We start from the raw sequence: 19,253 nt of genomic DNA on the forward strand, positions 1-19,253 counted from the left end.
AAAATCAGGCGTTTGTGAATAGCCAACTGATAAAGCCTGCTTGGCGCAAAGCAATGTCACACCCGGTTACACTTTTTTAAACTGCCGCTAATAGTGTTGCCCGGTACAGCGTGCTAATTTCATTTGTTACCGTTATAAAGAGCCTAACCATGAAAACAACATTCTATTCATTATTATTTACTGCCCTGATTAGTAGCGGCCTGGCCCATGCTGCCCAGCCGGCGGCACCGGTGGCCGTGCAACAGCCGTATACCGTTAAGTCACCCAATGGTGACCGGCAAGACCCTTTTTACTGGCTGCGCGACGACAGCCGCACCTCGCCAACCGTGCTGGACTATTTGCAGCAGGAAAATGAATACTTTGCCGGATACGCCAGCAAATATCAGCCGCTAACGACCAAACTGACAGATGAAATTATCGGCCGTATAAAGCAGGACGACAGCTCAGTACCTTATAACAAAGGCGATTACAGCTACTACCGTCGTTTTGAAACGGGCCAGGAATATCCGATTTATGCGCGTAAATCGTTAAAAGACGGCACCGAGCAAATTATGCTGGATGTTAACCAGCTGGCGCAGGGGAAAGATTTTTATCAGGTGGCTAACTGGCAGGTAAGCCCGGACCAAAACCTGCTGGCCTACATGGAAGACAGTAATGGCCGGCGTCAGTTTACCCTTAAAGTGCGCGATTTACGCACCGGGCAGGATTTACCCGATCAACTTACCGGTTTATCCGGCAGCCTGGCCTGGGCACAGGACAATAAAACGCTGTACGTGATTAAAAACGACCCGGTAACCCTGCTTAGTACTAAGGTATTGCAGCATACGCTGGGCAATGATCCGTCCAGTGCCCGTCAGGTATATGAAGAAAAAGACAACAGCTTCTACATGGGCGTGGGCAACACGCTGGACGACAAATATGTAATGATTTATTCCAGCAGCACAGTGTCTGGCGAAATACGGGTGCAGGATGCCAGCAAGCCACAAAGTGAGTTTAAAGTTATAGCACCACGCCAGCGTGATTTTCAGTATACGGCCGAGCATCTTAATGGCCGCTGGATTATCAACACTGACTGGGATGCACCTAATTTTCGCTTGATGACAGTAGAAACCGCTAAGCTGGGCGATCGCAATAACTGGCAGCCGCTGGTAGCGCACGATGAAAAAGTGTTTATTGATGGCTTTGAAGCGTTCGACAATTACCTGGCCATCAGCGAGCGTAGCGACGGTTTGCGCCGTATTAAAGTGATGCCATGGAACGCACCTGATAAAGCCTTTTATGTCGCATCAGACGAAGCAGCCTATGTCACCACCTTTGAAACCAACCCGGAGCAAAATACCGACTGGTTGCGCTACACCTATACATCACTGACCACACCGCAAAGTGTCTATCAGCTGAATATGAAAACCGGTGAAAAACAGCTGCTTAAAGAAACCGAAGTATTGGGCGGTTTCGATAAAAATAATTACGCGACTGATCGCGTATGGGCCACCGCCGCCGATGGCGTAAAAATACCGGTGTCTTTATTGTATAAAAAAGGCTTTAAAGCCGATGGTACTGCACCTTTGTACCAGTATGCTTACGGCTCTTATGGCAGCTCGTCTGATCCATCATTCCGCTCTACCGTGTTCTCGTTGGTTGACCGGGGTTTTGTTTATGCTATTGCCCATATTCGCGGTGGCCAGGAAATGGGCCGCCACTGGTATGAAGATGGCAAACTGCTGAAAAAAATTAATACTTTTACCGATTACATCGCCGTAACCGATTATCTGGTAGCCAATAAATACGCAGCCAAAAATAAGGTGTTTGGCATGGGGGGCAGCGCCGGCGGCTTGCTGATGGGCGCTGTGGCAAACATGGCGCCAGAAAAATACCGCGCGCTGGTAGCACATGTACCTTTTGTTGATGTGGTTACCACCATGCTGGATGAAAGTATTCCGCTTACCACCAACGAGTTTGACGAGTGGGGCAACCCAAAGCAAAAAGCTTATTACGATTATATGCTGTCATACTCGCCGTATGATCAACTAAGCAAGCAGGCTTACCCGGCATTGCTGGTCACCACCGGCTTACATGATTCCCAGGTGCAGTATTTTGAACCGGCCAAATGGGTAGCTAAATTACGTACGCTTAAAACCGACAACCAGCCATTATTGTTTAAAACCAATATGGAGGCTGGCCACGGTGGTAAATCAGGCCGCTTTTCACGCTTAACTGAGTACGCACAGGAGTATGCGTTTATTCTTAACCTGCTGGGGCAAACTGAATAAACCGCTGTAACACCATACTAAGCCGGGCTAAATAGCCCGGCTTTTTTCTGCCCGTTTGTTAAGGTTTATTGTTTTGCTGATGTCGTTAAGCTATGTAAATAAGATCAATTATCATTTGCAAATGATTCTCAGTTAGATTAAAGTTCGGCTCGCAAGTTAAATAAGAATTATTATCATTAAAGGAGCCGTTATGTTGTTGCCACTTAACCGGGCTATTTTTGCTGCTGCGCTATTGTCGGGCAGCTTTGCCGCCCCTTTTGCTGTACAAGCCCATGTGCCGTATTTACAGCCCGCCAGTTTTGAGCCGATCCGCGGCGGCTGGGTAAGCCTGGATGCCGCCTTTGCCGACCGCTTTTTTATTCCCGAAGTGGCCTTTGATAACAGTCAGTTTAGTGTGCTGACACCGGCTGGTACTGCAGTTAAACCGGCACTGGTGCAATACAGCCATACCCGCACTACGGCAGAGCACCAGTTAACCGACGACGGCACTTACCGCTTTAGCACCGGCCTGCGCTACGGCGCGGTATTTCATACCTATGAGCAAGACGGCGAGCGGAAAAACAGCCGCGATGAAAACTTCAAATTACCGGCCGGGGCCAAATCTATTGCGCATTTTCAGGCGGTAACCCGGGCTGAAACCTATGTCAGCAAAGGTGCACCAGACCATAACGCCTTAAAACCCGGTGGCGAAGCACTGGAGCTGGAGTTTCTCAGCCACCCGAATGATCTCTACACCGACAGCACCTTAAGAGCCCGTGTGCTGTTTAACGGCAAGCCGCTGGCGCAGCAGGCGGTAAATGCGTATTTCGTTGAAACCGGTGCCAATGACGAAAAAGTGACGCAGCAACTGACAACTGATGCCGCCGGTATTATCAGCTTTAAACCCGAAAAAGCCGGTACTTATTTGCTGCTAAGCCGCTATCGCGCTGATGCTCCGGCCAGCGCCAAAGTGCCGCAATACAGTTATAGCTACAGCGTTGTGCTGGAAGTTACCCAATAGCGCCCACCCGTTAGCGCAGGAGTTTTACCCATGAACAAACAACATTTATACACCACCTTATTTTTGGCGCTAAGCAGTGCTTACCTGAGTGCCTGCAGCACTTCGGCCTCCGACATGCCACGTTTAAGCGAGGCGCAGCAAAAGCAGCTGGCAAGCGAACGTGCCGGCCACTTGCGCCAGACGCATGTGCGCTTTAATGCGCTTGATAAAGACGAAGATGGCTATATCAGCCGTGCTGAATTTAACCGCTCTGGTGATTTAGCCTTTGAGCGGATGGATACCAATAAAGACGGCGTGTTATCTGCTGCCGATCCTAAACCAGAACCGCGTGGCCAAGACACGCGCTCAGAGCAAACCCGTCAGCAGCAAGCGCAGGGCACTGAACAGCCAAGACGAGAACGCCTGTTAAAAATGCCAACCACCCATTCTGTTGACGGTATGTTGGCTATGTACGACAGCAATAAAGATGGCGTAATCAGCCGCGAAGAATATGCCAAAGGCCGTGCAGCACAGTTTGCGGCTACCGATGCCAATGGCGATGGCCAGCTGAGCTACGACGAATACGTTACAGAATTTGCCGGCCGGCTCGACCAGCAAATAAGCCAGACCGGCAAAAAAGCCGACTAAGCCGCACTCAGGAGAACAGTAACATGGCTATGCAGTACACTTTATTGGCACTGGCGGTAACGGGGGGCTTTGCCACCCAAGCACTGGCGGATAACGCAGCACCAGAGCTGGATACCGTATCGGTAACCGCGCAGGCGGTGCAAACCCAGGCTAACAGCAAACAAACTGAGCAACTCAGCGCACAGCAGCTACAACAACAGCAGGCACAAAATATTGCTGATGCAGTGCGCTTTGTGCCTGGGGTTACCACTACCGATATGGGCCGCTTTGGCAGCAATGGCTTTAATATACGTGGTTTAGATGGTGATAGGGTAGCCATTACCGTAGATGGTTTGTCACTGGGTGAAACGCTGGACCCACCCACTTTTGTTGCTTATGAGTTTTTCCGCTCCGCCAGAGGCGGAGTTGATATCGATGCACTCAAGCAAATTGAAATTGTAAAAGGTGCTGATGCTATCGCCGCCGGCAGCGGTGCTTTAGGCGGGGCAGTGCTGTTTGTTACCAAAGATCCGGCCGACTATTTAACTGCAGAAGGTGATGACAGCCATATTGGTTTGTCTGCCGGTTTTAGCGGCTCAAATGACGAAACCTCGTTCAGTGGCACTGTGGCTAACCGCAGCGGCAAGCTGGAATCTTTACTGGTGTATACCCGCCGTGATGGCAGTGAAACTGAAACGGCCCGTTCTGGCGACAATATTAGCGGTGCCGGGCGCACTATTGCCGATCCACTGGATTACAGCAGCAATAATATTCTGGCCAAGCTGCAATATCAGCTAACGGATAGTCAGCGTCTGGGCTGGACCGGCGAATACTTTAAACAACAAAGCGAGCTGGACAACCAATCCAGGCTGGACAGCACTTATTTATCCCGGCTGGGTGATGATGAAATTGAGCGCAAACGCTTTGGTCTGCAATACGAGTGGCTGGCTGCCCAGGCCTTTGCTGATAGCGTAAATGCAACGGTAGATTACCAGTCAAATTACACTAATGGTTTAACCACCATGCTAACTACCGGCTGCAGTGGTGCAGTAAATGGTGAAGTATCACCTTGCCTGCGCAGTGAAGATCGTGATTTTAAGCAGCAACAACTTAAGCTGGCCGTGGCGCTGGATAAAGAACTGTTCGGCAATACCTTACACCAGCAGTGGTTGTATGGTGGTTCGGCTGAACGGCGCAGTGTGGAATATTCAGCTATCGACAGCCGTTATATTGGCCAGACAGATGAGCTGGCAAGCCCAGCGGTAATTGACCCGGATCAGGTGCCAAAAACCGATGTAACCGCACTTAGCCTGTATGCCCGCGACGTGATCAAGTTTGACCCACGCTGGACATTACGCCTTGGCGGCCGCTTTGACTCACTAAAATACAGCCCTGAGTTAAACGAGCAATTTAGCGATGACAGCCAAACCGTAACCGACGTCGATTTCACCGCCTTTACCTGGCAAACCAACCTGACCTACCAGATAACCAAGGCGCATCAGGTATGGGCTCAGGCCGGACGCGGTTTTCGGGCGCCGACAGTAGCAGAAATGTATTCACCCACCTCGCTAATCAGCCGCACCGAACAGGCCACTGGCACTGTAGTAGATGATCTATGGAGCAGCATCGCTAACCCGGATTTAAAAGCTGAGCGCAGCCTTAATCTGGAAGTGGGGTACCGCTATCAAACCGATAATCTGTTATTGGGTGTATCACTGTTTAAAGATCAGTACAGCGATATGATTGATACTGTTACCCGGATACAAAACCCCGATGTGGTGTATGAAACCTGTACCCGTGGCGTTTGCACCGAGGCGCAGGGTAACCAGTACAACACCATTGATAATATTGGTGAAGCTGACGTAAAAGGCGTGGAACTGGAAGCCGCCTGGCGCATTAGCCGCGCCTTTAGCTCGCGTTTGGCTTATTCATATAACGAGGGTGAGAAAGAAAACGGCGACCCGCTGCGCAGCATTAACCCGGCTTCGGCAGTGCTGGGCTTTCGCTACGACGGTGCTAACTGGAATATTACCGCGAATGTAACCCACAGTGCGGCTAAAAAAGCCAAAGACGCCTATGACTCAACAGAAAGTGATTTTGAAGCAAAGCCTTATCTGACCGACAGCTACACCGTGGTTGATCTGATGGGCACACTGGACCTTACGCCAAACTGGCAGCTAAGAGCCGGTATTTATAACCTGTTCGACGAAGAATATTACCAATGGCAGCGGGTACGTTTTGTTACCAACTGGGTAGGTAGTGGTGTGCGCGGTGGTGTGCTGCCTGACGGTACCGGCCTGCAGCGTTACAGCGAGCCTGGCCGTTACGCCAAACTGGCCATTAGTTATAGCTTCTGATGTTTTCTCCCGCCGCTATGCAACCGCTGGCGCAAAGCCTTCCCCCTACTGTTAAAGCAGGGGGCTTTTTGTTTACGCTGGGCGCGGTACTCAGTGCGCACCTGCTGCCACTGGTTTGGCATCTGGCTGCAGATCCAAGCACAGTAGCAATACAGCCACCAGTATTAACCGGGGTATTAGTGGCGCAGCCGGCTTCGCAACAAGCTGCTGCGCCACCACCTGAACAAAAACCTGTAGCTACAGCAGAAGCGCAACCGGTAGTGAAACAAGAAATTAAGCCTGTAGTTAAACCGGCAGCTAAGCGTGCGCTTAAGCAAACCCAGGCAGAAAACCAGCCGGCCCGGCCTTTAACAAAAGCAACCGCTCAGCCCAACACAGCTGCTCAGCCGACACCTGTTGCTACAGCAACTGCGCAGCAGCTAACTGAGCAAAGTAACCCGGGCGTAAAACACAACCACGCCGCCACAGCCGTGCCGGTATCAGCGCCGGTGTTAAATGCTACAGCGCACTATAACGCGCCGCCGGTATACCCACAGTTATCGCGCAAACTGCGCGAGCAGGGCACAGTAGTGCTGGAACTTACCGTGCTGGTTAATGGCACCGTAGCCAATATTATCGTGCTGCAAAGTAGTGGCTATCCAAGATTAGATCAGGCTGCGCTCAGTGCAGTGCAGCACTGGCGTTATCAGGCGGCACGCCGTGGCGACACAGCAATAGATTACCGTTACCGCCAGCGGGTAGCCTTTTCCTTAACCGAAGGAGTTAACTAATGACGCAACTAACAGACAACCCTTATGGCTTGGCCGCGCTTTGGGCGCAGGGCGACTGGGTAATAAAAGGCGTGGCGCTGTTGCTACTGTTAATGTCGGTTGCCAGTTGGAGTGTGATCATCTGGCGTAGCCTGATGCTGTGGCGCCTGCGCCCGGCCAATAAAGCCTCGCGGGATTTCTGGCATGCGCAAAGCTTTGCCCAGGGTTTGCAGCTGCTGCAACCGCACAACAGCGCCAGCCCATACCGTATGCTGGCCGAAGAAGGCCAGGCGGCGGTTGATCATCACAGCCTGCATAAAGCCGACTTACACGGCCAGCTAAGTTTAAATGACTGGCTAAGAGCCTGTTTGCGTAATGCCATTGACGATAACGTACAACAACTGCAGCGTGGCCTGCCGGTGCTGGCGTCAGTGGGGTCTACCGCACCTTTTATCGGCCTGTTTGGCACGGTGTGGGGTATTTATCATGCGCTGGTTAGCATAGGGGTATCCGGCCAGGCAGGTATTGATAAAGTAGCCGGCCCGGTAGGTGAGGCATTAATTATGACTGCCGTTGGTTTGGCGGTGGCCATACCGGCAGTGCTGGGCTACAACGCACTGCAACGGGCCAATAAAGGTGTTATTACCCGTCTTAACCGCTTTGCCCATCAACTACATGCGTATTTTCTCACTGGTGCTGCGCCTAAAGCCAGTGTCAGTGTGTTAAACACTAAGCAGGCCAGTAACGAGGAGAGTGCCTAAATGGCCTTCGCCACAGACTCGCAGGATGATGAAATTATCAGCGAAATCAATATGACACCGCTAGTTGATGTAATGTTGGTACTGCTGATTATTTTTATGATCACCATGCCGGTATTAACTCAGACAGTGCTGGTAGAGTTGCCAAAAGCCAGTGCAAAGCCTGCAGCTGCAACACCCGACAGCATTGCCATCAGTGTACTGCGCGACGGCAGCGTGCAATGGAATAGCGAAGTGGTTACAGCAGAGCAACTGCAACACAAGCTGGCACACATAGCGCAGTTACCTCAGCAACCGCTGTTGCAGCTAATGGCCGATAAAGCGGTGGAATACCAGCATGTGCTTAACGTAATGGCACTGGCGCAGCAACTGGGCATTACGCAATTAGGTTTTGTTACCGAGCCGATACATTAACTCTGGCGTTATATTCTTTAACTACAACTTTTGTCTCGATATTATCGGGTCGGTTTTAATGCTAGCCTGCTGCAAACTATATTGTTTTCTGAGGCCTTACCATGCCTTATACCCGTGTTGTGCTGTTAACCCTGCTGGCGCTTGTCGCCTTTGCCGGTAATTCGCTGCTATGCCGTGCGGCACTGGCGCATACCCAGATAGATGCTGCCAGTTTTACCAGTATCCGGCTGATATCCGGCGCTGTGGCATTATGGGCGTTAGTAGTATTGCGCCGGAGTGAATATAGCGGCCGTGGTAACTGGCTATCAGCGCTGGCGCTGTTTGTTTATGCTGCCGGGTTTTCCTTTGCTTATATTCAGCTGAACACCGGTATTGGCGCACTGATACTGTTCGGGGCAGTGCAAACCAGCATGATAGCTTACGGCCTGTGGTGTGGTGAACGCTTTAGTCTGGTGCAGTGGCTGGGTTTGTTGCTGGCCTGCTCGGGGCTTATTGGTTTGTTGCTGCCGGGGTTGTCGGCACCGCCGCTGTCAGGGGCTTTGCTGATGTTAGCTGCCGGTGTGGCCTGGGGCGTGTACTCGCTGCGCGGCAAAGGTGCAGGCGATCCGCTTGCGGTAACCAGCGGTAACTTTATCCGGGCAGTGCCGATGGCGCTGTTGCTAAGTGTATTGTTAATAAAACAGGCGTCGTTAGACAGTGCAGGGGTAGGGTATGCGCTGCTATCCGGTGTTTTAACCTCTGGTATCGGTTATGCCATCTGGTACACCGCTTTACCGTTACTAAAAGCAACAACAGCTGCCACGGTGCAGCTAAGTGTTCCGGTGCTGGCAGCGCTGGGTGGTGTATTGTTATTGCAGGAGCCGCTAACCCTGCGCTTGTTGCTGGCGTCATTGGCTATTCTGGGCGGTATCGCACTGGTAGTGTTAGCTGCAAACCGTACACAGCCATCACGTTAGCTTTAAAGCAAAATCCCCGCCGAAGCAGGGATTTGTCTGATAGCGTTTTGCAGCAGTATTAATACTTCGCTGCTACACCGTCAGCCGGTAAAGCATCTAAGATAAACTCGCGCAGGTCGTCGTTCGATTTCTTCAAATCTTCATAACGCAGGTACATCATATGGCCGCTGCGGTAGCCTTTAAAACTCATGCGATCTTTCATTTTGCCACTTGGATCCAGCTGCCACATATTGTATTTGGCATCGAAATAATTGGTGGCGCCGTCAAAGTAGCCTGATTGCGTCATCACTTTCAGATACGGGTTTTGTGCCATGGCCTGGCGCAGGTTTTCGCCGGTGCTGTCATCAGATCTGTCCCACGGGTGTACCGGGCCAAACATATTGTATTTAATGTCGGTTTTGTAGTTCAGATCATTACGCAGATAATGGTTAATGGCCGGGGTAAACGAGTGCAGCCAGGAGGTTAGCTCGGCATTGTAGTCTGGCCGGTCGCCGGCATCGCGCTTATCAATACCTAAATAACGTGAATCCAGCCGGCCGATGGTTTGGCCACGGTCACGCAGCAGTTCTTTCCAGAAATAGCTGGTAGGAATATCCAGGTTGTTTTGCAGCACCGCTTGCAGCGATAAGCCGGAGTAACTGGCGACCTGCTGGGCTATGCGTTGTTTTTCTTCGTTGCTTATAGCATTACCTTTAGCCAGGGCCGGCAGATATTGGTTAAGGGTAAAGTCTTCTACTTCCGGCAGTATGTCGTATAAGTCTTTTTGCTGCAGGTCACTGTTAAGTGCTTTATGGTACCAGGCTGCGGCGGCAAAATACGGCAGGCGGTTGGCGGCTTTTACCGGGCCGTTGCGTTCTATACCAATGTCTGTAGGTGACACCAGTACCACGCCGTTTAAGTACATCCACTGCTGGTTTTGCAGCGCCAGCGCCAGGCCGGATACCCGGGTAGTGCCGTAGCTTTCGCCAATTAAAAACTTCGGTGACTGCCAGCGCTCATTGCGGGTAACAAAAGTATTTAACCACTCGGCCAGGTATTTAACGTCGGCATTAACACCGAAGAACATTTTTTGCTGCTGATCTTTGGACGGCATTTTACCGTCTTTACCCGGCAATACGCGTGAGTAACCGGTATTTACCGGGTTAACAAACACAATATCGGCAACATCGAGCACAGAATACGGGTTGGTTTTAACGCCATACGGTTGTACCGGATAGCCTTCTTCATCAATAACCAGCGCTTTAGGGCCAGTGTAGGCAACGTGCATCCATACTGAGGCAGAGCCCGGACCGCCATTAAAGGAAATTAACAACGGGCGTTTGCTACGGTCTTTAATATCGCTGCGCTGATAATAGGTATAAAACAAGGTGGCGGTAGGTACACCGTCTTCATCCCACACCGGCTGGGTGCCGGTAGTGGCGGTATAGCTAAAGCGCTTGCCGTTAACTTCGGTTTTATGCTCTGTGCTCACATTGCTGTCAATTTCAATCTGGCGTTCAGTTGCCAGTACCACAGTGCTGCACAGCAGTAGCAGCAAGGCTATAGGTTGGAACAGTTTCATCGGACCCCCGGATTATTATTATAGGTAAGTAATACCACTCTCTGTTTACCGTAAAATGCCAGACAATTCAAAAGGCTTGAGACAAGCGCCCTGAAATCCGGCTTAAGCTTTAATGCGCTAATTAAACGTTAAGCTAAACGAGTTAATAATACGAATGGTTATCAGTAATATGTTATTGATTATAAACATAATTTTGCGTGAAGGGTGATTTTGGTCTACACTGTGCAGCAATTCTTGTCGCGACAGAAAAGGTACATTACATGAAAGGCAATCCGCAGGTGCTGTCTAAGCTAAATGAAATACTGACAGCTGAATTAACCTCTATTAATCAGTACTTTCTGCATGCCCGCATTTATAAAAACTGGGGCTTAAAAGCACTCAACGATGTGTGCTACAAAAAGTCGATTAAAGATATGAAGCAGGCCGATGAGCTGATCGAACGTATTTTAATGCTGGAAGGCCTGCCTAATTTACAGGCGCTGGGTAAATTGCGCATTGGTGAAGACACGCCAGAAATGCTGCAGTGCGATATGGAGTTTCAGGTAGAACAACTGCCGCTGCTGCGCGACACCATAGCATTGTGCGAAACCGAGCAAGACTACGTTAGCCGCGATATTCTGACTGAAATTCTGGAATATGAAGAAGAACATCTGGACTGGCTGGAAACGCAGCAGCACCAAATCAGCACTATGGGGCTGGCAAATTACCTGCAGGCACAGCTGGGAGGCGAGTAAATGAAAGGCAACAGCAAAATTATCGATGCACTAAACGTACTGCTGGCTAATGAACTGGCCGCGATGGATCAGTACTTTATTCACTCGCGCATGTATCACGACTGGGGCCTGCACAAGCTGTTTGAACGCATTGATCACGAGTTTGACGATGAAAAAGGCCATGCCTCCAAGCTGATTGAACGCATTATCTTCTTAGAAGGTGTGCCGGATATGAGCAAGCGAGACGCCATTCACGTGGGTAAAGATGTACCTGCCATGCTGCAAAACGATTTAAACGTAGAATACACCGTGCAAAAGCTGTTAAAGCAAACGATGGCGCTGTGCGAGCAAGAGCAAGACTACGTTACCCGTGCTATGTTGCAACAGTTGCTGGACGACACCGAGGTAGACCACGCCCACTGGCTGGAGCAGCAGCTAAACTTGATTAAACTGCTGGGCCTGCCCAACTATTTGCAGTCGCAGATGTAACTGCTTGCTGCATCCCCAGATGTAATAGCGGCGCCTAATGGCATGCAAAACAATATTTTAGTTTTGCATGCAGTGCCGCCAGCTCGGCCTGACCTTGTGGCTGGCGCTGGTATAGCCGGGTTAGTGCAATTAACGGCATATACAACATATCCATACACGCCTGGCGCTGCGCCGCAGTTTGTTGCGGATTAACGGCGCCTTCTGCCAGTGTAAATAGCGCATAGCGCAAGCACCATTCCTGCAATAAACTGCTGTTTTGCCGCTCCAACATAGTGGCCAACTGACAGCAGCGACAGCTGTAATCAGATACCAGCCGGTGATGATCATCTGGCATGATCGTTCCTGCTTTTAGTTGCCGGCTCAGGCGGCTGAAATCCTGCCACAATGAACTTTGTATCAGCATAATGGGCTCCTTAATGCAGTGTGGCAGAGGCGGGCTGCGTTGCCGTTTGTGTAATGGGTGCTAACTGCGAAAAGCGGCACAGTTCACGGCGCAGGCTGCAGCTTTCACGCAGCAGTGCCACATTGGCCGGGTGGGTATCAGGTAACTGCGCCTGCAGTTGCAGCACTTGCTGTAAGGCGCGGTTTAACGTGGCAAGACAGCGGCGCCAGCGTTGTTGTCTGGCATAGGTTTCGGCCAAATTCTGCACGCTGATCGACAAGCAAATAATCAGCAATGCGGCGCCATCGGGCGCACCGGGTATAAAATTGTCGGCCGATCTGGCTTCATACTCTGGCCAGGCCTGTGTTAGCAACACCGCGGCCTGCTGGTATAAGTCGGCCGCCAGCACATAGTGGTCGTGCGCAAAAGCACTGTTGGCCTGGCGGATAATGTGTTTCCAGTGTTCTATCGTATCCATATCACTCACCTTGTCGGGAACCTGACTGAAAATATGGCTTGTTTTTCGACTAAATGCAAATGATAATGGTTATCATTAATTGGAGGTTGATATGAACTTTACGTTACCCGAACTACCTTATAACTACAACGCGCTGGAACCGCACCTGGATGCACTGACTATGGAAATACACCATAGCCGGCACCATCAAACTTATGTTAACGGTTTAAATGCAGCACTTGAAGGCAGCGCCTATACTGACTGGCCACTGCAGCGTTTACTTAAGGAAATAGCAGCACTGCCACAACCGTTACAACAGGCGGTACGTAACCATGGTGGTGGCCATGCTAACCACAGTTTGTTCTGGCAGGTTATGTCACCGCAAGGTGGTAGCGAACCTACCGGCGAACTGGCCGAAGCCATAACGCAGCACTTTGGTAGCTTTGTCCAATTTAAGCAGCAATTTATTCAGGCGGCACTCAGTCGGTTTGGCAGTGGCTGGGCCTGGCTGGTAAAAGATCAGCACGGTAACTTGCAGGTAAGCAGCAGTGCGAACCAGGACAGCCCGTTAATGGAAGGGCTAACACCAATACTGGGGCTGGACGTGTGGGAACATGCATACTACCTGCAGTATCAGAATAAGCGGCCAGATTATGTGGCAGCATTTTTTAATGTGATTAACTGGCCCTATGTGGCGGGGTTGTATCAGGAGAAACAATGAAGCAGATGTTGTTGCAATGGCCCGCGCTGGGGCTGCGTAAACTGGCGGGCTTGCTGATAGTGCTGGCCGGTGCAGGCTATGGGGTGCAGCAACTGGTGGTATTAATGCAACAGCAAGCAAATGTGCGCTATGCCTTTTATGCCGGTATGGTGGCGGCTACCGCAACGGCAGCTGGCGCAATACCGGCGTTGTTTATGCGCCGGTTACAGCAAAAGTTGCTTGATGTAATGCTGGGCTTTGGTGCCGGGGTGATGCTGGCTGCCTGTATGTTTTCTCTAATCGTACCGGCACTGGCTTTGCTAACCGACAGTGGCGCTTCGCCATGGCGCAGCTCTGGCAGTGTGGCGCTGGCCATTTTGCTTGGCGGTGCTTTTATGCTAATGCTGGAGCGGCTGGTGCCACATGAGCATTTTATTAAAGACGAAGACCGGCTGCGCGGCCAAACCCTGCGCCGCAGCTGGTTATTTGTGTTTGCTATAGCGCTGCATAATATCCCTGAAGGGTTGGCTATCGGTGCGTCTTTTGCCGGTGGCGACACGGCAGCTGCCACCGCATTGGCTACCGGCATATCGGTGCAGGATATTCCTGAAGGGCTGGTAGTGGCAATGGCACTGCTGGCAGTGGGTTACAGCCGAGCACTGGCAGTGGGTATTGCGATATTGTCTGGCTTAACCGAGCCGGTTATGGCTATTGTCGGCGCGGCGGTGCTGGGTGAGTCCAGCCTGTTGCTGCCCTGGGGCCTGGCAGTGGCGGCAGGTGCTATGTTGTTTGTGATCAGCCATGAAATGATCCCTGAATCGCACCGGCAGGGCCACGAACTGGCCGCTACCAACGGCCTAATGCTGGGCTTTGTATTGATGATGTTATTGGATACCGCTCTGGGCTGATAACCTGACCCAATAAGCATGCCGACACAATTTATTACAATCCAATTGTGGTTGGCGCTGGCAGTGGCTAGTTGTTTTCATTACATTGACCTTCACAAAAAGTAACAAGTTGTCTAATCGTGGTGGTTCAATGAAAAAAATATTCGTTATCAGTGCAATAGCGCTGGCTGTATTAACCGGTTGTGCCGGTGAGCGTAGTTTATCTGCCGATACGCGTGCTGCACAGCAACAGGTGCAGGGCCAGGTAGTGGTAAGCCCGAACGACAGCCGTGCTTACAAAACCCTGGTACTGCCGAATAAACTGGAAGTGCTGCTGGTATCAGATCCTACAGCGGAAAAATCGGCTGCGGCGTTAAGTGTCGGCGTAGGTTTACTGCAAGATCCAAAGAGCCAGCAGGGTATGGCACATTATTTAGAGCATATGCTGTTTTTAGGCACCGAGCGTTACCCTGATACCAAAGGCTACAGCGAATTTATGACTGCCAACGGCGGCGCACAAAACGCTTACACCTGGCTTGATATTACCAACTATATGTTTAAGGTAAATAACAACGCTTACGACGAAGCGCTGGACCGTTTTTCCGATTTTTTTAAAGCCCCCAAGCTATACCCTGAATACACCGATAAAGAGAAAAATGCCGTTAATGCAGAGTGGTCAATGCGCCGCGAAATGGACTACTTTGGCCAGTACAATTTGTCACGCGGTATGATGGGCAGCCACCCGGCGAACCGGTTTTTAATTGGCAACCTGGAAACGCTCGGCGATAAAGACGACAGTAAACTGCATCCTGAAACCGTAGCGTTTTATAACCAGTATTACTCGGCCAATATTATGAAAGTGGCCCTGCTAAGTAATTTACCGCTAAGCGAAATGGAGCAACTGGCCAGCAAACACTTTAGCAGTATTGTTAATAAGAACATTGAAAAACCTGCTGTAACTGCAGAGCTGGATTTTAGCCAGCTGGGGGGCAAACGCATTCACTATGTGCCGAATAACGATGTAAAACAGTTACGGCTGGATTTTACCATCAGCAACAACAGCGAACAGTTTGCCGTTAAACCAAATGAATTTATCAGCTACCTGCTGGGCTCCGAAATGCCCGGCACACCGGCGGCGCAGCTAAAAGCAATGGGGCTTATTTCTAAGCTAAACGTTAGCGCCTCGCCCGACTTATATGGCAATTACGGCTCGCTAAGCATAGACGTAGAGCTCACCGACGCCGGTATGCAAAACCGTGAAGGCATAGTGGCTACTATCATGCAGTACATTGAGCTGGTAAAACAGCAGGGTGTAGACAGCAAATACTTCAGTGAAATTCAAACCAGCCTGAACAACCAATTCCGTTTTCTGGAAAAAGGTGACGAATTTGGCTATGTATCTAACCTGGCCGATGCTATGCAAAAAGTACCGGCCCGCAATGCAGTAAATGCGCCGTTTTACTACCAGCGTTTTGACGCCAAAGCCATTAAAGATGTGCTGGCGCAGTTAACGCCGCAGCGCCTGCGCGTATGGTATGTCAGCAAGCAAGAGCCGCATGATAGCAGCCTGCATTTTTACGACGGCAAATATAAAATTACCGATATCAGTAGCGAAGAGCAGCAAAGCTGGCAACAAAGCCCGCAGCTGGCCCTGAACTTACCGGCAGTAAACCGGCTGTTACCGGAAAACTTTGAGCTGGTAGCACCGGTACAGCAAGCTAAACCAGAAATTGTGCTGCAGCAAAACGGCATTACCGCCTGGTTGTACCCCAGCCAGCAGTTTGCCAGCCAGCCGCGTGGCGTGCTGGAAATTTTTATCAATACGCCGGCACCACAACAGGATATTAAAGCCAGAGTAGCCCTGGCACTGTGGCGCGACATTTTCAGTCTGCAACAAAGCGTGCTGGCCACCGAAGCTGATATTGCCGGTATGCAGCTGCGGTTAACCGCAGGCAGCGGTATGGCGCTGACGGTAGCCGGTTTTACTGACAAACAGCCGGAGTTGTTGCAACAGGCCCTGGCAGGTGTGGTGGTGACTACTGACGAGCAAAGCTTTGCCCAGGCTAAAGATCGCTATATCCGCGGCTTACAAAACCAGGGTAAGCAATTCCCGTTTTATCAGGCATTTAATGGCTACAACACCCTGGTGCGCAATGGTAACTATGAGCCAGAGCAGTTAATTGCTGCTGCCAACAGTTTAACCATTGCCCAGCTGCAAAGCTTTATTGCCGATACGCTGGCGAATAATCAACTGCGGGTATTCGCCTTTGGTAACTATGATAAAGCCGCCATAGCGCAGGTGGTTGCTACTGTGCAGCAGGCACTGCCAGCGCAGCGTAACGAGCAGCCATACAGCCGCACAGCTTACTGGCAACCAGCTGCCGGTGAAAAACTGGTACTGCAAAAAGATATCGATGTAGCCGACGTTGGCCTGGTAGATGTGCATATACACCCGGATCCTTCCTATACCCAGCTGGCACGGGCAACAGTGCTGAACAGTCATTTTAGCAATGTGGCCTTTGACAAACTGCGTACCGAAGAGCAACTGGCCTATGCCGTGGGTGGCACAGCTATGCAAATAGAAAACTACACTGGTTTTGCCATGTATATTCAAACGCCGGTAAAAGGTGTCGCTGATATGCAGGCACGCTTTGACAGCTTTAAGCAGCAATATGCCGCCGAGCTGGATAAGTTAACCGAAGATGCTTTTGCCCAGCTTAAAGCCAGCACACTGATAACGCTAAAAGAGCCGGCGAAAAACCTGCAGGACGAAGTAGGGCCATTAATTACCGACTGGTACCGCGAGAAATTCAGTTTCGACAGCAAACAGCAGTTAATTGCCGCTGTAGAGCAGGTCACTCTGGAGCAGGTAAAAGCCTTTTATCGCGAAACAATGCTAAATGACAACGCAGCACGAATTTCGGTGCAAATGCGCGGTACTAAATTCCGCGACCAGCCGTTTGCCGATCTACCCGGCCAGACTAAGGTAACCGACGTGGCCGCTTTTCATCAGCAGATGAAAAAGCAGTAAGCTTTACCGTAAAAAAACGCAGCTTCGGCTGCGTTTTTCGTTTGTTCTCTGTGGGCTATAGCGCCTGAACCAAGGTTGCTTACTTGCCAGCGCTATGGGGTTTTTTCAGTGTGCTAATAAGGTTAACCGCCAATGCTCGGCCTTCGTCGGTCAGGCTATGGTAATGCTTAAGTAACAAAGCCAATTGCGCGTCTACCGCAGTAGCAGAAGGGTTGTAATTGTTGCTTTGCTCCATTACCTGAGTATGGTTTTGTGCCTCGGCACTTTGGTACAGCGCCGACACCTGCGTATCTAGGGCGTGGGCGATAGCTTCCAGTAAATCCAGCGACGGGCGCTGCTCGTCGCGCTCTATGCGTGACAAATTTCCTGCATCAGTTTCTGCGGCATAAGCAACATCCTCCAGGGTTTTCCCTAGCAGTTTTCTTCTATGTCTCAATATGTTGCCAATTTTCATCTGTGCGATTCTCGGTGCATTGGCACAGATGCACAAAGCGGTTGCTGCAAAATTAACTTGATAAATTTGCGTAATGCGCAATAATGTGAAAAAAACGTAAAAGCGAAGAGTGTTGTTGGCGGCATATTTGCTCTTGGCACCCAATAACATACAGGGAGATCTCTGTTATGAACCGCAATGTTAACGCAAAGTCGGTGGCGCATATCGTGTTTAGTGAGAAAACCGTACACGGTGACAATATTCCTTGTGCTTACATTGACTTACGAAACCCAACTGAATGTATTCTGGAGCAGGATAAAACCGGGATCTGGCTGACTTTGGCCATTAAAGCCGAGCTGATGGACGAACTGGCTTTGGCGTGGTGTAAGCAGCGTAAGTTTACCTGTAGTGATGCCGCACAAACTAACAACATAACAGCGTAAATTGCACAGTGCTGGCGCTGGTATGATAAAGAACTTTTTAAAACGCATTACAGGCCGTAGCTTTCATGGTGGGCCAGATGCCTATGCACGCTTTAACTACAAAGTGCTGCTAGATAATGATCTGTTAGCGTTTTGCGTGCCTTGCGCCAGCCCAATGGCATTTCCGCTGTTGTTTCCGTATAAAACTCCGGGCTGGTTTGAGTTGCATACCGATCACCGGCAGCAGCATCGTTTTGTCTGTATAAACCAGCAGCAATATTGGTATAGCGGGCATTTTTTAAGAACGCACGGCGAGCCGCTGGGGCAGTTAATGCTATCGATCTGGCTAAAGCAGGTTACAGAGGGTAAATATATTGCACGGCATAATATTGAGCGGTTAGGCCACTATCTGAGCGGGCAGAGCAAAGATTCAAGCGGCAGCACTATTTCTGGTAGTGCTGCGCAGCTAAAACACGCTTTACAACACTACGAGGCCTGTAGGCACAGCAATAAATTACTTGCCGGGCAAACACAGCAATACGCTGCGTTACGGCATAAAGAGCAACTACCGCAGTGTTATAGCATTAAACATTTTGGCAGCCAGCAATGGCTGCATTACACGCACGCCAGCCGGGCTTTTACCCGGCAGTATTACTACTATTGTTACCCGCTGTCAGAGCAGTTTTACCTAAAAATCCGTTTTGCGTACAAAGCAAATTTACCGGCCTATTTTCACTACTGGCATGCCAACGCACGTGCGGCAGAGCACAGCATTATGCAAAGCATCAGGCTGCACACTGCAGATTAACCTGGTAATTTGTGGCCTGACTGTATTTAAAAGCCATTAAGTTGTCTGGGCATGGCACAAAAACAAAAATAGTTTGAGCAATCACTTTAAACAGTGTTTTAGCTGCTTTTTATCTACCTAAAAAGCATACCGCCGGTGTAAGGCTGCTGTGGCGCTATTCACATTTTTCTCTGTTTAAGAAAATTCAAACACCGGTACCGGTTTAGCTGGTCTGGCAGCTTGCTGGCAGCAAAATCAGTGTATTGCATTCAAAGTGAACT

19 protein-coding genes are annotated in these 19,253 nt (G+C 50.3%); 15 read left to right on the forward strand and 4 right to left on the reverse strand.

What is annotated here, in order from left to right; translation table 11 throughout:
- Positions 1 to 149: 149 nt before the first annotated feature.
- From AR688_RS01295 to AR688_RS01330, 8 genes are all read left to right on the forward strand, one after another.
- Positions 150 to 2,270 (forward strand): S9 family peptidase, encoded by a 2,121-nt coding sequence (locus AR688_RS01295; RefSeq protein WP_068228049.1) that lies wholly within the window; start codon positions 150 to 152, stop codon positions 2,268 to 2,270.
- A gap of 190 nt (positions 2,271 to 2,460) precedes the next feature.
- Positions 2,461 to 3,270: a DUF4198 domain-containing protein gene (locus AR688_RS01300; protein WP_068228052.1), complete on the forward strand. Its 810-nt coding sequence runs from the start codon at positions 2,461 to 2,463 to the stop codon at positions 3,268 to 3,270.
- Positions 3,271 to 3,300: 30 nt separating this feature from the next.
- Positions 3,301 to 3,897 (forward strand): EF-hand domain-containing protein, encoded by a 597-nt coding sequence (locus AR688_RS01305; RefSeq protein WP_068228054.1) that lies wholly within the window; start codon positions 3,301 to 3,303, stop codon positions 3,895 to 3,897.
- Between the two features lie 23 nt (positions 3,898 to 3,920).
- A complete protein-coding gene (locus AR688_RS01310; RefSeq protein ID WP_068228057.1) occupies positions 3,921 to 6,233 on the forward strand; it encodes a TonB-dependent hemoglobin/transferrin/lactoferrin family receptor in 2,313 nt (770 codons plus the stop codon).
- Between the two features lie 68 nt (positions 6,234 to 6,301).
- Positions 6,302 to 7,003, forward strand: a complete 702-nt coding sequence (locus tag AR688_RS01315) for an energy transducer TonB (protein WP_197412081.1) — start codon at positions 6,302 to 6,304, stop codon at positions 7,001 to 7,003.
- Complete coding sequence (locus AR688_RS01320; protein WP_068228061.1) at positions 7,003 to 7,743, forward strand: MotA/TolQ/ExbB proton channel family protein; 741 nt, start codon at positions 7,003 to 7,005, stop codon at positions 7,741 to 7,743. The genes AR688_RS01315 and AR688_RS01320 overlap by 1 nt, the downstream gene beginning before the upstream one ends.
- Positions 7,744 to 8,154, forward strand: a complete 411-nt coding sequence (locus AR688_RS01325) for an ExbD/TolR family protein (RefSeq protein ID WP_068228063.1) — start codon at positions 7,744 to 7,746, stop codon at positions 8,152 to 8,154. It begins immediately after the preceding gene.
- A gap of 101 nt (positions 8,155 to 8,255) precedes the next feature.
- Positions 8,256 to 9,110: a DMT family transporter gene (locus AR688_RS01330; protein WP_068228065.1), complete on the forward strand. Its 855-nt coding sequence runs from the start codon at positions 8,256 to 8,258 to the stop codon at positions 9,108 to 9,110.
- 58 nt (positions 9,111 to 9,168) lie between these two features.
- Here AR688_RS01330 and AR688_RS01335 read toward each other — a convergent pair whose 3' ends face one another.
- Positions 9,169 to 10,671 (reverse strand): S10 family peptidase, encoded by a 1,503-nt coding sequence (locus tag AR688_RS01335; protein WP_068228067.1) that lies wholly within the window; start codon positions 10,669 to 10,671, stop codon positions 9,169 to 9,171.
- A gap of 260 nt (positions 10,672 to 10,931) precedes the next feature.
- Here AR688_RS01335 and bfr (AR688_RS01340) point away from each other — a divergent pair, with 260 nt between their 5' ends.
- Complete coding sequence (bfr, locus tag AR688_RS01340; protein WP_068228070.1) at positions 10,932 to 11,405, forward strand: bacterioferritin; 474 nt, start codon at positions 10,932 to 10,934, stop codon at positions 11,403 to 11,405.
- A complete protein-coding gene (gene bfr / locus AR688_RS01345) occupies positions 11,406 to 11,873 on the forward strand; it encodes a bacterioferritin (protein WP_068228072.1) in 468 nt (155 codons plus the stop codon).
- A 34-nt stretch (positions 11,874 to 11,907) separates the two neighbouring features.
- Here the strand turns inward: bfr (AR688_RS01345) and AR688_RS01350 are convergent, their stop codons facing one another.
- Both AR688_RS01350 and AR688_RS01355 read right to left on the reverse strand, forming a co-directional pair.
- The gene (locus AR688_RS01350) at positions 11,908 to 12,276 is read right to left on the reverse strand and encodes a hypothetical protein (RefSeq protein WP_068228074.1); all 369 of its coding nucleotides are present in this window, start codon (positions 12,274 to 12,276) and stop codon (positions 11,908 to 11,910) included.
- A 10-nt stretch (positions 12,277 to 12,286) separates the two neighbouring features.
- Entirely contained in the window at positions 12,287 to 12,733 is a 447-nt protein-coding gene (locus AR688_RS01355) for a hypothetical protein (protein ID WP_068228077.1), read from the reverse strand.
- A 91-nt stretch (positions 12,734 to 12,824) separates the two neighbouring features.
- Here AR688_RS01355 and AR688_RS01360 point away from each other — a divergent pair, with 91 nt between their 5' ends.
- From AR688_RS01360 to AR688_RS01370, 3 genes are all read left to right on the forward strand, one after another.
- Positions 12,825 to 13,433 (forward strand): superoxide dismutase, encoded by a 609-nt coding sequence (locus AR688_RS01360; protein WP_068228082.1) that lies wholly within the window; start codon positions 12,825 to 12,827, stop codon positions 13,431 to 13,433.
- Entirely contained in the window at positions 13,430 to 14,320 is an 891-nt protein-coding gene (locus AR688_RS01365) for a ZIP family metal transporter (RefSeq protein WP_068228084.1), read from the forward strand. The genes AR688_RS01360 and AR688_RS01365 overlap by 4 nt, the downstream gene beginning before the upstream one ends.
- Positions 14,321 to 14,450: 130 nt before the next feature.
- On the forward strand, positions 14,451 to 17,330 hold the full coding sequence (locus AR688_RS01370) for an insulinase family protein (protein ID WP_068228085.1): 2,880 nt from the start codon (positions 14,451 to 14,453) through the stop codon (positions 17,328 to 17,330).
- Between the two features lie 79 nt (positions 17,331 to 17,409).
- On the opposite strand, the gene AR688_RS01375 is transcribed toward AR688_RS01370, so the two are convergent.
- Entirely contained in the window at positions 17,410 to 17,934 is a 525-nt protein-coding gene (locus tag AR688_RS01375; RefSeq protein WP_068228087.1) for a helix-turn-helix domain-containing protein, read from the reverse strand.
- A 17-nt stretch (positions 17,935 to 17,951) separates the two neighbouring features.
- On the opposite strand from AR688_RS01375, the gene AR688_RS01380 reads away from it, so the two are divergent.
- Together AR688_RS01380 and AR688_RS01385 are read left to right on the forward strand one after the other, a co-directional pair.
- Positions 17,952 to 18,206, forward strand: coding sequence for a hypothetical protein (locus AR688_RS01380; protein ID WP_068228090.1), 255 nt, complete (start codon positions 17,952 to 17,954; stop codon positions 18,204 to 18,206).
- Between the two features lie 22 nt (positions 18,207 to 18,228).
- Positions 18,229 to 18,993 carry a hypothetical protein gene (locus AR688_RS01385; protein WP_068228093.1) on the forward strand — a complete coding sequence of 255 codons (765 nt, stop codon included), beginning with the start codon at positions 18,229 to 18,231 and terminating at the stop codon, positions 18,991 to 18,993.
- The last annotated feature ends 260 nt before the right edge of the window (positions 18,994 to 19,253 follow it).

Origin of the sequence: Rheinheimera sp. EpRS3, assembly GCF_001513785.1 — a bacterium.
GTDB lineage: Bacteria > Pseudomonadota > Gammaproteobacteria > Enterobacterales > Alteromonadaceae > Alishewanella.